12 protein-coding genes are annotated in these 13,029 nt (G+C 63.5%); 10 read left to right on the top strand and 2 right to left on the bottom strand.

Annotation, left to right across the window (positions count from 1 at the left end; genetic code table 11):
- The first annotated feature begins 61 nt into the window (after positions 1 to 61).
- From AB0O81_RS13880 to AB0O81_RS13850, 7 genes are read left to right on the top strand one after another with little or no spacing between them, the layout of a single operon-like run.
- Complete coding sequence (locus AB0O81_RS13880; protein WP_363585250.1) at positions 62 to 829, top strand: SDR family oxidoreductase; 768 nt, start codon at positions 62 to 64, stop codon at positions 827 to 829.
- A 4-nt stretch (positions 830 to 833) separates the two neighbouring features.
- On the top strand, positions 834 to 2,351 hold the full coding sequence (locus AB0O81_RS13875) for an FGGY-family carbohydrate kinase (protein ID WP_363585248.1): 1,518 nt from the start codon (positions 834 to 836) through the stop codon (positions 2,349 to 2,351).
- Positions 2,348 to 2,986 carry a class II aldolase/adducin family protein gene (locus tag AB0O81_RS13870; RefSeq protein WP_363585246.1) on the top strand — a complete coding sequence of 213 codons (639 nt, stop codon included), beginning with the start codon at positions 2,348 to 2,350 and terminating at the stop codon, positions 2,984 to 2,986. Before AB0O81_RS13875 ends, AB0O81_RS13870 begins: the two co-directional genes overlap by 4 nt.
- Complete coding sequence (locus tag AB0O81_RS13865) at positions 2,986 to 3,717, top strand: SDR family oxidoreductase (protein WP_363585244.1); 732 nt, start codon at positions 2,986 to 2,988, stop codon at positions 3,715 to 3,717. Before AB0O81_RS13870 ends, AB0O81_RS13865 begins: the two co-directional genes overlap by 1 nt.
- The gene (locus AB0O81_RS13860) at positions 3,717 to 4,784 is read left to right on the top strand and encodes an alcohol dehydrogenase catalytic domain-containing protein (protein WP_363585242.1); all 1,068 of its coding nucleotides are present in this window, start codon (positions 3,717 to 3,719) and stop codon (positions 4,782 to 4,784) included. The genes AB0O81_RS13865 and AB0O81_RS13860 overlap by 1 nt, the downstream gene beginning before the upstream one ends.
- The gene (locus tag AB0O81_RS13855) at positions 4,771 to 5,598 is read left to right on the top strand and encodes a class II fructose-bisphosphate aldolase (RefSeq protein ID WP_363585240.1); all 828 of its coding nucleotides are present in this window, start codon (positions 4,771 to 4,773) and stop codon (positions 5,596 to 5,598) included. The genes AB0O81_RS13860 and AB0O81_RS13855 overlap by 14 nt, the downstream gene beginning before the upstream one ends.
- A complete protein-coding gene (locus tag AB0O81_RS13850) occupies positions 5,595 to 6,626 on the top strand; it encodes a PfkB family carbohydrate kinase (protein ID WP_363585238.1) in 1,032 nt (343 codons plus the stop codon). Before AB0O81_RS13855 ends, AB0O81_RS13850 begins: the two co-directional genes overlap by 4 nt.
- Positions 6,627 to 6,705: 79 nt before the next feature.
- On the opposite strand, the gene AB0O81_RS13845 is transcribed toward AB0O81_RS13850, so the two are convergent.
- Entirely contained in the window at positions 6,706 to 7,920 is a 1,215-nt protein-coding gene (locus AB0O81_RS13845) for an HAD-IA family hydrolase (RefSeq protein WP_363585236.1), read from the bottom strand.
- A gap of 104 nt (positions 7,921 to 8,024) precedes the next feature.
- On the opposite strand from AB0O81_RS13845, the gene AB0O81_RS13840 reads away from it, so the two are divergent.
- The 3 genes from AB0O81_RS13840 to AB0O81_RS13830 are packed head-to-tail and all read left to right on the top strand — an operon-like array spanning position 8,025 to position 11,468.
- On the top strand, positions 8,025 to 9,431 hold the full coding sequence (locus tag AB0O81_RS13840; RefSeq protein ID WP_363585234.1) for an FGGY family carbohydrate kinase: 1,407 nt from the start codon (positions 8,025 to 8,027) through the stop codon (positions 9,429 to 9,431).
- A 53-nt stretch (positions 9,432 to 9,484) separates the two neighbouring features.
- Positions 9,485 to 10,378 (top strand): hypothetical protein, encoded by an 894-nt coding sequence (locus AB0O81_RS13835; protein ID WP_363585232.1) that lies wholly within the window; start codon positions 9,485 to 9,487, stop codon positions 10,376 to 10,378.
- Complete coding sequence (locus AB0O81_RS13830; RefSeq protein ID WP_363585230.1) at positions 10,353 to 11,468, top strand: LacI family DNA-binding transcriptional regulator; 1,116 nt, start codon at positions 10,353 to 10,355, stop codon at positions 11,466 to 11,468. Before AB0O81_RS13835 ends, AB0O81_RS13830 begins: the two co-directional genes overlap by 26 nt.
- Positions 11,469 to 11,483: 15 nt before the next feature.
- On the opposite strand, the gene AB0O81_RS13825 is transcribed toward AB0O81_RS13830, so the two are convergent.
- Positions 11,484 to 12,971, bottom strand: coding sequence for a mannitol dehydrogenase family protein (locus AB0O81_RS13825; RefSeq protein WP_363585228.1), 1,488 nt, complete (start codon positions 12,969 to 12,971; stop codon positions 11,484 to 11,486).
- Positions 12,972 to 13,029 lie beyond the last annotated feature (58 nt).

Here is a 13,029-nt window from a genome sequence, read left to right as displayed (position 1 = left end):
TTCGCGGTGGCCGAAGCCTCATCCGCTCCGGCCACCGCACCATTTCCTCGAAGGACGATTCATGAACTTTCCTGATTTGTCGGGCCGCGTGGCCGTCGTGACCGGTGGTGCACGAGGGCTCGGGTATTCCCTTGCCTCGGCGCTCGCACGACAGAGCGTGAGTGTGGCCTTGCTTGACCTGCTTCCTGAGGTACACGAATCCGCAACGCGCCTGGCCGCGGAAACGGGAGTTGCCACGACAGCTGCAACTGTCGATGTGACCGACCCCGAATCTGTCAACGCGGCGTTTGTTGCCGTCGCAGACACGCTGGGTATCGCCGACATCCTGATCACGGCGGCCGGTATCACCGTATGGGGAGACGCGGCAGAAGTTGACCGCGCCGAGTGGTCACGAGTGATCGACGTCAACCTCAACGGAACCTTCTTCAGCACGCAGGCATTTGCGAGACCTCTCATTGCCGAGGGGCGCACCGGGTCTGCGCTACTTATCTCTTCGATGTCGGGTCGTGTGGTCAACGTGCCGCAGAACCAGGCTTCGTACAACTCATCAAAAGCCGCGGTCGATCAATTGGCGAAGTCCTTGGCGGTGGAATGGGCGCCGGCTATTCGTGTGAACGCGATCGCCCCCGGTTACTTCCTCTCCGACATGACCCGCCAGTTCACCGAGGCAAACCCCGAACTTGCGGCGGAGTGGATCTCCCGCATCCCGGCGGGACGCATGGGAGAACCGGGCGATCTCGACGGGCTCGCATCGCTCCTAATCTCTTCTGCGTCGTCCTACGTCACCGGTCAATCATTCGTGATCGATGGCGGATACACCGCGATCTAGTGCGATGACTGACGCTGTTGCCCCCGCGTGGCTCGCCATCGATCTTGGTTCCTCCAGTGGGCGAGTCATGCTCGGGGTACGCCAGTGCGCCGATGAGCGCAACCGCACCGATCGCACCCCCTCGCCCACGCTCGTTATCACCGAGGCTGCACGCTTTACCAATGTGCCGCTAGATACCGAGCACGGGTTCGGGGGGGATATCGGGAGCCTGTGGATCTCGGTACGGGAGGGGCTTCGCGCAGGAATCGCCGAGGCCACAAAGCGCCGAGCTGTTGTTGTGCAGGGTATCGGTGTCGATTCGTGGGGCGTTGACTACGCGCGCGTGACGTCAACGGGGGAGATTCGACCGTTCGTTGCTCACCACCGTGATGTCGATACGCGGTTGGCGGCACAGGCATCGGCCGCGCGAGATGCGGCACGAGACTATGCCGAAGCTGGTGTGCTGGATCAAGCCATCAATACGGTGCACCAATTGCGCCGCGATGAGCGCGACGGCCGCGGCAGTGCTGATCACACCATCTTGTTGATCGCCGACCTGTTCGTTTACTTGTTGACGGGGGTGGCCGCCGCCGAAGTATGTTTGGCGTCATCGACCGCGCTCGTTGATCGCGCCACTGGCACCTTGTCGGTCTCCCTCGCTGCGGATACACACGCGAAACTTCCACCGATCGCGCGCGGTGGCGAACGTGCAGGTAACCTCCTGCCGGGAGTGGCGGCAGAGATCGGTGCGCCCGAACGCCTTGGTGTGTGGTTCGTCACAGCGCACGATACGGCCGCGGCGTTCTCGGCAGTTGTCGATGCGGGAGAGAGCCACTCGACCGCCGTCATTTCGTGCGGAAGCTGGTCTGTTGTCGGTGCCGCTGTCGAGCGCCCGTATCTCAAGGAGCGGGCACGCCGCGCGGGCCTCACACAAGAAATGGGGGCAGCGGAGCATACCCTCGTTGCCAAAAACCTCAGCGGAATGTGGCGGCTTCAACAAACAATGCGCGAGTGGGCTGAGCGCGACGGCAAAGATGAACTGACCGTCGGCGACCTCCGAGAATTGCTCGCGGATGCCGCCGAGTCGCCGTATCGCGACATCTTTGATCCGGCTGATCCGATTTTCCAGACACCAGGGTCGCTCGCACAACGACTCGAAGCCGCGTGTCGTGCGCACGAGGGTACCGAACCCGCATCCCGAGCCGATCTGGTCCGCGCCATCTTAGAGAGCCTGGCCTCGGCATATGCACTCACGCTCACACAGCTTGAACGCCTGACCGGTCAACAGTTTGGGTCGGTGCGGATCATTGGTGGCGGCGCGCGCAACGAGTTGCTCGCGACACTCACCTCGGAGTACACGGGCCTTCCCATGCACGCAGGGCCAGTTGAGGCTTCTTCGCGTGGCGTGATCTACCAACCGATGCCGGCGACGGGCCACGTCGGCGATCTCGCCGCGGCAAGAAAGCTCACTGCCGACGATGGCGAAAACCTTGACCTCCATTTTCTTTCCGCAGGGGTGCGCCCCGCAGAAAGCGACTCATGACCCACACTGATTTGTTGACTGATCTCAGCCGTAAACTTGGCGATCCCGCAATGGATGCGGCTTTGCTCGGCGAGGGGAACACGTCGATTCGCGAGGGCGATGCCGAGGTCGATGCTTTATTCTCTGAGATTGCGGCGCGAGAGGGGCGGCGGCCATCGGTCGAAGCGCTCTTGCACGTCGTGATTTACGAAGCAACGGGTGCGCAGGTCGTGGCGCACAGCCACCCGACCTCGGTCAATGCGTTGCTGTGTTCACAACGCGCCGAGCTGCTCGTGGAAGGGGCGCTGTTCCCCGATCAGATCGTGGTTTTGGGTGCCACGCCGCTTCTTGTTCCGTACATCGATCCCGGCATTCGGCTTGCACGGGAAGTTCGTGGGCTCTTGCGCGCGCACATCGAGAAACACGGCGGCGCACCGCGCGTCATCTACCTGCGAAACCACGGCATGTTTGCCCTGGGGGCCAACGCCGCAGAGGTGCTGGGTGCGACCGCGATGGCCCAGAAATGTGCGCGTGCGTTGATCGGCGCCGAATCCGTAGGCGGCGTGAAATTTATGCCCGCTGAAGAAGTGGGGCGCATTGATTCGCGTCCCGACGAGAAATATCGGCGGGCGCTCCTCGCCGGAGGAGGCAAGTAATGACTGAATCACTGACCGGAAAAGTTGCGCTGATCACCGGCGCGAGCTCGGGCATCGGCCTGACCGCAGCGCACGCGCTGGTCGATGAAGGATGCCACGTTGTGGCCGTCTCGCGAACAGCCCAGGCGCTGGCAGAACTTGCCGCGCACGCGCCCGAGCAGATCACCACGATCGCGGCCGATGTCTCTGATCCGTCCGTGGCAGAGTCGCTCGTTGCTGAGACACTCGCGCGACACGGCCGCATCGATATCGTGTTGCCGAACGCCGGTATCTACGTGGGGGGTGACCTCGTTGAGGCATCCGCTGACCAGATTGCGGCATTGGTGGCAACGAATGTGACGGGTGTCATGACCCTTGTGCGCGCGGCGCTGAAGCCGATGCTCGCACAGGGCCACGGCGACATTCTCGTGACAAGTTCTGTGTCGGGCCACCGAGACATTGAGTGGGAGCCCGTGTACTCGGCGAGCAAGCACGCCGTGCAGTCGTTTGTGCACACGGTGCGCCAGCAAGTGGCCGATAGTGGTGTGCGTGTGTCGGCGATTGCCCCGGGCATCGTGCTGAATCCGTTGTGGGGTTTTACCCATGGATCGCCCGAAGAGGCCGAACAAATTGCGGCACGCGCTGGCATTCGATCCTCTGATGTTGCCGAGGCCATGGTCTTTATGCTGACCCGGCCGCCGCACGTTGTCGTGCGCGATCTGGTGCTCTTGCCGACAGGCCAACACATCTGATGCCCGAGCAACTGATGACTGCGGTCTCGGTGCGGGGCCCCGGCGACATGACCTGGGAGCGAATTGCGCGGCCCACTCGTGGAGCAGGTCAGCTGCTTGTGCGGGTGGAACGATTGGGCGTGTGCGGAACCGACGTGCATTTATTGGACGGCACGATGGGCTACATCGCCGAGGGGCTCACTACATACCCCTTTCAACCCGGCCATGAGTGGTGTGGTGTCGTCGTGGAGTGCGATGGACCCGAGCGTGCGGGCGAAATTCGCGATGCGGATTCTGCCGTGCGGGTCGGAGACCGTGTCGTCGGTGAACCCTTCCTCAGCTGCGGCACGTGTGATTTGTGTCGCGCAGGGCACCGCGACCAATGCCTCGCGCGCGACGAAATGGGTGTGCGCGGGGAGAGCGCGGGGGCCGCGGCCGAGTACATTGTGGTGCCGCGTGAAAACGTGGTGGTTGTTCCTTCGCATGTCGACGCTACGGCGGCTGTGCTCGCAGAGCCGCTCGTGACGGCCCTGCACGCGCTTTCTGTGGTGCACACGTCGCCGGGGGAGTCACTGGGGATTGTCGGCGCCGGCACGTTGGGCCTTCTTGCCGCCCAAGTGGCGAGCGCTTCGGGCGTGCGCGTGACGCTGTACGCGCGCGGCGACCGGGCAAAACGCGCGGCATCGGTGGGCGCAGACTTTGTGTTCGTCGACCAGGCGGAGGAGTCGGCGCACGACGCCGTGCTTGAAATGTCGGGCGGCGGGGGTGCCTTCGAGTTTTGTTTGCGTGTGGTCAAGCCCACGGGCCGGGTCGCGCTTGTGGGAGTAGCAAGTACACGCCAGCCCGTGGATACAAGCCTCGTAGTCACCAAGGGAATCACCATTGCAGGTGTGCTCGGGGGGATCCGATTCTTGCCCCACGCGATGCACTTGATCGCCGCAGGCATCGTGCGCGCAGACGCCATTGTCGATGACATCTTGCCCTTCGCACAGTACTCCGAGGCGATTGCCCGGGTGGCAGGGGGCGCGATGATGCGCCCGAAAGTTCTGTTAGATCTCAGCGAAAGGTCGGCAGATGCCGCTCAGTAATATGCCCTACCTGCTTGGTGCGAACCGCGCCGTGGGCGCCTTCAACTTTATTCAGCTCGAGGTGGCCGAGGCGGTTGTCATGGCCGCAGAGCGTGCGAATACCGGCGTAATTTTGCAACTGTCGCAGAACGCGGTGGCGTATCACGGAGGGCTTGCTCCCGCAGTATCCGCTGCTCTGCGGCTCGCCGAGTCGGCCACGGTGCCCGTTGTCGTGCACTTGGATCACGCGACCGATGAAGCGCTCATCGATGAGGCACTCGCCCTGGGGGTGCCCTCGGTGATGTACGACGGGGCGCACCTTGCCGATGACGAAAACGTCGCGCGAACCGCAGATGTCGTTCAGCGCGCGCACGCGGCTGGTGTGTGGGTGGAAGCAGAGCTCGGCGAAGTCGGCGGCAAGGGGGCCCACGTTCCCGGAGTGCGAACCAACGTTGATGATGCCCGAGATTTTGTTCGCGCAACGGGAGTTGACGCCTTGGCTGTGGCGGTGGGCAGCGAACACGCCATGCGCGAGCGTACCGCGATGCTCGACGAGCAATTGATCTCCGCGCTGGCTCGTGAGGCGGCCGTTCCTCTTGTTTTGCACGGCTCCAGTGGTGTGTCAGATGCGGGCATCGACGGCGCCATTCGGGCGGGAATGCGGAAGATCAATATCGGCACCCACCTCAACATCGTGTTAACCGGCGTCGTGCGCAGACAACTTGCGCAGGATGCATCCATGGTCGACCCTCGGCTCTATCTTGCGCCAGCACGTGAGGCCGTCGCGACCGAAGTTCACCGCTTGCTTGACGTCATCAGCAAGGGATCGAAATGACAGCGCCGCAGATCGTGACGGTAACGGTCGCGGGCGCCATCGATGCAACGTACCGTGTGGCGGAACTACGTCACGGCGAATTGATGCGCGCGCAGTCGTACATGCGGGAGGTCAGCGGCAAGGGCGTGAACGTGTCGGCCGCGTTGGCCCTGGCCGGTCACGACACGAGTGCCGTCGTCGTGCTCGGTGAAGACGACGTTGAATTTGCTCGCCGAAGTGACCCCGGTGGCATTTTGCAGATCGTCGCGATTGCGGGCGCGACGCGCGTGAACACGGCGTTCATCGATGATGCTGGAGCCACGACGAAGGTTAATTCGCCCGCTCCCGCGATCCCCCGTGACACGTGGGAAGCGGTGGTTGCCGCGACGGAGAACATGTGGGGCGAAGTCACCAGCCCACACGCAGAGGTGGCGAAGGCGAGGGATGCCTCTTCGTGGCTCGTCATCGCGGGAACTCTGCCATTGGTGCACGGGGAAAAGGTGCGCCCCGACGTTGCGGTGCTGAGCGAGCGCGCCCGCGCCCGCGGTGTGCGCGTGGCCCTCGATACCAGCGGGCAGGCTTTGGCCGATCTCGTTTCCGATCCGCATGGCATCACGTTGATCAAGCCCAATGCCGAAGAACTCGCGGAGCTAACCGGCCGGTCTTTGCAGACCATCAGCGACGTTGTTGAGGCGGCACGCGAAGTGATTTCGCGGGGCTTGGAGGCTGTCTATGCAAGCCTTGGCGCCGACGGCGTTCTTGTGGTCACGCCGACGTTCACTATTCACGCACGTGCTGAGGCGCGACGCGTGGCCAATACGGCGGGTGCGGGAGATGCCTCTCTTGCAGGCTTCTTCGTGGGACTCGCTGGCCGCGCGCTGACCGACGAAGATGCCTTGGCCGATGCCGCAGAAACCGCGGCCGTATGGGGCGCGCACGCCGTGGCGCACGATAAGACCGTGATGTCGTCTTTGGAAAATCTGCCGATTGCGTTCGTGACGCGCGAGCCGGACGCGGCGCTACCGTTGCGCGAACCGGCGTTCGTGTAACGAAGCGGATGGCAACGGTATCGCCAGGCACGCCCACTCCTTGCCCTGCACATCGCAACCCTGTACAAACTTGTGCGGGTCACGTACGACCTGAGGCGCCGCTAGGGCGCAGGCGTAGCGCGTCGCCCGATCGCACGATCTCGACACGATCGAGGCCATCGACGACGACCTCCGCGTCGAGCTCTTCTGCGTCAACGGTGCCGGCGATTGCGAGCACGTGGCAGCCTGCCGCGCGTGCCGCGGTGATGCCCGCGTTGGCGTCTTCGACGACGAGGCAGCGTTCGGGGGCCACCCCGAGCCGCTGCGCCGCGAGCAAGAAGGGTTCCGGATCGGGTTTGCCGCGGGTGACGTCGTCGACTGTCACAAACACGTCGGGGTGCGCGAAGCCGGCGGCCGCGAGTCGAGCGTGGGCAATCGGTACCGATCCCGACGTCACAATTGCGCGTTGGGTTGCAGGTACGCTCTCAAAAAACGATAGCGCGCCCTGGACGGGTGCGAGCCCCGCGGCATCGGTCACTTCCAACCTCGTGACATAGGCAAGTGCCTCGTCGTGAAGTTCCCGAGGTAGCAGCTTGCCCACGAGCGTGCGTGCGGGCTGGCCATGGTTGGCGTGCAACGCCTGCATAGAGACGCCATAGTGCTCAGCAAAGCGGCGCCACGAGCGAATGACCGATGCGGTGGAGTCCACAAGAGTGCCATCGAGGTCAAAGAGCACGGCATCAAAATCTGCCGTGAAAAGCGGCGCGGCTTCATCGATGGGCAAGCGCACACCCGCTGCGGCCAAGACACGGGACACCTGTTGTTCGGTGGCGAGCTCTGCATCTACGCAGACCACGTCGATTGCGGGCAGCGAGGCGCCGACATCGGTGCGGTGCGAGTCACGCTCCGCACCGCGCTGATGCCGGCGTGCGGCGAGCAGCTGTGGATCACCCACCATATTCACGACAATGAGACGCGCGGGAGCCACAGCTTCGCGCAACAGATCCCATTCGTGACCGCCGGTCAGCTCGGCCGTGAAGGGGGCCACCACAACAGCACTTTGGGTCGTGGAGACGGCATCAGCCACCACGGCACGCAAAGCCGCGTAGCGGCCCTCACGAATCTGCGGAGCGAAGGGGGAGGAGATCCAATGTTCCCCGCCGAGTGCCTCGACCGGGAGCGCATCGAGCAGGGGGTTGGAGACGTGATCGAGGTCGATCAGAGGAGAGCTCAATTGAGTCGCTATGGCGCGGCCCAGCGTTGACTTCCCGCTTCCTGCGACACCGGCTACGGCGATGACGGTGGAAATTTGCATTTGACACGACGACGGCATACCACCACCATAGACCTGGTACGTCACCGGTGTCATGGCTGATTTTCCGGGAATCGACGGAGTAGTCGAACGAAAGGAAAATTGCGGTGGTCAACCGAACAGGAGCGCGAGAGAACCTCGCGCCTGCAGGGAGTGCAGACGAGGGTGACGATCGCCGCCTCTTCGGCGGCATCGACCTCGGCAGTACCGGAATAAAGATGTTGGTGATCAACGCAGGCGGTGAGGAAATCGTGAGCGAGCAGATCGCCACGCCTTGGCGTGTGGGCGAGCGCGGCACGACCGAGATGGATGCCGGCGAGCTGCTTTCAGCGCTACGTCGCTTGAACGACGCGGTAGACCAGGCGCTTCTTCCACACAGCACCGATGCGCTCGCGGCCATTGGAATTGCCGGGATGGGCGAGACCGGAATGTTGATCGATCAGGCAGGCGTCGCGGCTTCTCCTGGTTTTGCATGGTTTGACCCGCGCGGGCGTGAACAGGTAGAAGCCTTCCCCGCCCGTATTCGCGAGGAGTTCGCTGGCCGCACTGGCTTGCCGCTCGGTGCCCAGGCGACCGTTGCAAAGTTGGCCTACGTGCAAGAGCGCGGCCTGAGCCTGCACGGGCTGCGCTGGCTGAACCTGCCGGAATTCGTCGCTGCGGCCCTCGGAGGCGACACCGCGCTGGAATACTCGCTGACGTCCCGTACGGGCCTCATCGATCAGGATTCGGGTCTCGCTTGGCCCGACATGCTCCAGGCCTTGAAGATCGATTCAGATTTCTTGCCACCGCTGCGTGGCGGCGGCCAATCGTGGGGACTCGCGGAAGGCGAGTATGGAAGCCGCGTCGCGGGTGCCGCGCTGACCGTGGCAGGCCACGACCATTTGGTGGCCGCAGAAGCATCGGGCACATTGGATTCATCGGGTTACCACGTGTCTTTAGGCACGGCAGAAGTGCTCTTGCGCGTGTTGGATGCCCCGCTCGGGTACGACGCTCGACGCCGTCTGGCCGATGCCCTGATCAACGAAGTGCGCCACGTTATTCCCGGCAAACACGTGCTCGTGGCGGGAGTGAAAACGGGGCTGTTGCTGCGGCGCGCACTGAGTGCTGCTGGTATCGAAGACCGGCCGGGGCGCGACGCGCTCGACCGGGAAATTATGTTGCTCCCCGCCGAGGGTGCCCTGCCTGCGGGGGCGATTGAGGTGACCGGTGCACGCAACGACGACGGCGTGCTGCGCATAGCCCTGCATGCAGATGGCGCGACACCCGCTGAGATTTTCGGTGCGGTCTTGCGCCACAGCAACGACGAATTAGCGCTGCTGATCGCGGCGATGGACGCCGAGGTGGCCCCCGCATCCCACTCGACGCTCAGCGGTGGATGGGCGGGCATGGCGGCTGTTCAGCGTGCCAGGCGTGCCGTGCTGCCCGCACTGGAGATTTCTACCCGCGAACAAGAAACCGCCTACGGTGCGGCGCGCATGGCCGCGCTGCTGGTCTCACCCGTGGTCCCTGGCTGACCTTGACCTGCGTGCAGTGTGGCGCATTTAGAACCCTACGAAGGAGAAACACCATGAATGAATTGAACACCCTTGAGCGACGCGGACTTCAGTCCATTTGCACCCCCGACGGCAACATGCTCATCGTCGCGGCAGACCAGCGCAACGGAATGAAGGCCGCGATCAAGGACGCCCCGCAGGGCTCTGATGCCATCTCGCGCGAAGAGCTCGCCGAGGTCAAGGCTGACCTGGTGCGCCACCTCGCCAACAACGCTCCCGCGATTCTGCTTGACCCTGAAGTTGCGCTGCCTGCGATCGTGGATGCTGGAGTGCTCGCGCGCAACACCGCCCTCGTCGTCGGACTAGATGCCTCAGGCTTTGCGACCGAGGATGGCTTGAAGTACACCCGATACGTAGACGGTGTCACCCCGCGTACCGTGCGCGACTTCGGTGGCACTGTCGCCAAGATGCTCTTCTACACGAGACCCGACCGTCAAGGCGAGTCGTCGCGCGTGGCACAAGAAATTCGCGATCTCGTGACGGCATGCGAGGCAGAAGGCGTCCTGCTCATCGTCGAGCTGCTGACCTACCAGTTGGCCGATGAGACGGCGGAAGAATACGCCGTCGCCTTCTCGCAGCTCGTGATCGATGGAGCTGCGCTCGCCGTGGCTTGTGGGGCAAAGATTCTCAAACTGCAGTACCCCGGTTCGGCCGAAGCCTGTGCGGCGGTGACCGATGTAGCGCAGGGCGTGCCGTGGGCCGTGCTCTCTGCCGGTGTCGATCACGAAACCTTCATTGGTCAGGTTTCCACGGCAGTCGCTCATGGTGCTGCCGGCGCCATGGCGGGTCGCTCGTTGTGGAAAGACAGCCTGTCGATCAACGCTGCCACGCGCGAAGAGCTACTCACGGGGCGTGCCTTGCCGCGGCTGCGTGAATTGGCCGATGCTGTCGACGGTCGTCGACACTAATCCCGTGCCGTCGGGTGCTGCTTTCCCCCAGCGGCGCCCGACCGCCGATATCGTTGTGGGAGCCCCGCGCAGAGATGCGGGGATGCCTGGGAGGTTCACCGTGACAACGATGCGTGATGTTGCCGCGCGCGCGGGCGTGAGCACGAAGACCGTGTCGCGCGTCTTTAACGATGATCCGCACGTGTTGCCGTCTACGCGTGCTGAGGTTGAACAGGCCATGCGCGACCTCAACTACGTGCCTAATGTGCTCGCGACGACTTTTCGATCGGGGCGCTCGTCGGTCATCGGCGTGGCCGTGCCCGACATTGTTGACCCCTTCTTCGCGGCTATTGCCCGTGCGATCGACGACACTGCGCGAACGCACGGGATCTCGACCATGGTTACGAGCCTGGGCGATGACCCGGAGGGGGAGCGGCCCGCACTGGAGTCGATGTTGGGTCGAAAGCTATCGGGCCTTGTCGTCGCTCCCGTGGGCACCGATCATTCGTGGCTGTCGCGCTGGCAAGAGCACACACCTTTGGTGTTCGTTGACCGGGCACCGCGCGGGTTAGACACCGACACCTTCACGGAAAACGATGAAGAAGGAGCCTATCTTGCGACCTCGCACTTGTCGTCGTACGGGCACCGCCGAATCGCCTACGTCGGTGACGTTGTGCACCTCTCGACCGAAACGAATCGCCTGCATGGATGGCGCCGCGCCCTGGCTGAGGTGGGAATGTCGGGTGGCGACGAACTCGTCTTTGACCGTGTCACCACTCGCAACGCGGCCGCGGCGGCGGTCGCTCAGCTTCAGGCGCTTGACGAGCCTGCCACGGCGATCTTCAGTGCCAACGCGCGGTCGTCCATGGTTCTTGCCGCAGTCATGCGCAACAGTCCCATGCCGTTGGTGGGTTTCGGCGACTTTCCGTTGGCCGACATTCTGACGCCCTCTGTGACCGTGGTCGATCAAGACCCACGAGGGCTCGGCACCCTCGCGGCAGAGCGCGTCATCGCGCGGCTCGCCGATGTGGGCGCCCACTTGGAACGGCTTTCGGTGCGGGAGGTAACCCTCATCGAACGCGAGTCGTGCCGGGCGGCCGCTCACAACTGATCGTTCTCTGAGCGGTTAGATCTGTGTCAGTTGAGTCAGCGTTTTGCGTGCGCCTTGTGCCTTCAGGCTCGCGCGGGCCGCGATGAACGCTGCTCGCAGTGTCGCATTCGCGCCGAGGGTGCCGAAGACTGGCGCGTAGTCGAGAAAACTGCCGGGGCGCTCAGCTTCGGCCGCGACAGCGCCAGAGAGCTCAGCGAGGCGACGATCGACCGGAGCGGTGGGCGTGCCCGCGTCGGTGTGACCTTCAAGGAACACGCTCCAGGCTGCCAGGACCAGGCTGGCGTGACTAATCTGCCCGCCACGAGACAGTTGCTCGGCGACGACAGGGAGCAAGAATTTCGGAATGCGGTCAGATGCATCCACCACTTGACGGGCGAGGGTGTCGCGAATGGCCTCACTGCTGAATCGGGCGACGAGCTGGTCGCAATACGCGGTGAGATTGATGCCCGGCACGGGTTGCAACGTCGGGATCGCTTCGTCGTGCATGTACTGGCGCAAGAACGTGGCGAACAAAGGATCGGTGCATACCTCGTGCACGCTCTGCGCGCCCGAGAGTATGCCGAGATAGCTCATGGCCTGGTGAGACGCGTTGAGTAGACGCAGCTTCATTAGCTCGTACGGCTCGACGTCGTCGACAAGTTGCACGCCCACCGTGTCAAACGCGGGCCGACCGAGGGGAAAGGCATCTTCGAGGACCCATTGCTCGAAAGATTCGGAGTGTACGGGCCAGAGATCCTCAATGTCGTGCGCAGCGCGCAGCGCGGCACGGGTCTCATCTGTGGTTGCGGGGGTGATGCGATCAACCATGGAGCTGGGAAAGGACACCTGCTCAGAAATCCACGAGGCTAGCGCCGGGTCGCGCCGCGCGGCGAAACCCACGACCGCAACTTTGGCAACGAGGCCGTTGCCCTGAATGTTGTCACACGACATGACAGTGAAGGCGGGGATGCCGCACTCGCGGCGCCGACGCAAAGACTCAACGATGTAGCCCAGCACGCTACGCGGCAGGCGAGCAGGGGCTGATAACGAGTCGGCGAGATCGGAGAGAGTTGCCTCATCGTTCGGGGCGAATTCTCCCGTGGCATCGTCGACGCTGTAGCCGCCTTCGGTGACGGTGAGCGAGACAATGCGGGTTTCGGGCGCCACGAGTTTGTCCATGACGGCCTGAGGGCCATCCGGGGCGAAAAGGTATTCAATGAGCGAACCAACAATGCGCGATTCGGTAACGCCTTGGGGCGACGTGGTTGACAGTGTGTAGAGGCCGTCTTGGGCAGCGAGAGTGTCTTTCATCGCGGCATCGAACGGCAACACTCCGACTCCGCAGATGCCCCACTCCGTGTCTCCCGCGTTCAACAAACGATCAATGAACATCGCCTCGTGCGCGCGGTGAAAGTTGCCGACGCCGAAATGCACGATGCCCGAACCGACCGCGGAACGGTCATAGGTGGGTACCGAGACGGCGGGGGAAAGAGCATGCAATGACGCAGCGTTGAGGGTAGTCATGGACTGATCCAAGCATAAAAGGCCTCGCGGGCGCCCTGTGCGGCGCCCGCGAGAGTGG

Source organism: Microbacterium sp. NPDC076911, from assembly GCF_040687125.1.
Lineage (GTDB): Bacteria > Actinomycetota > Actinomycetes > Actinomycetales > Microbacteriaceae > Microbacterium.
This window is presented reverse-complemented; position numbering and strand designations above follow the sequence as displayed.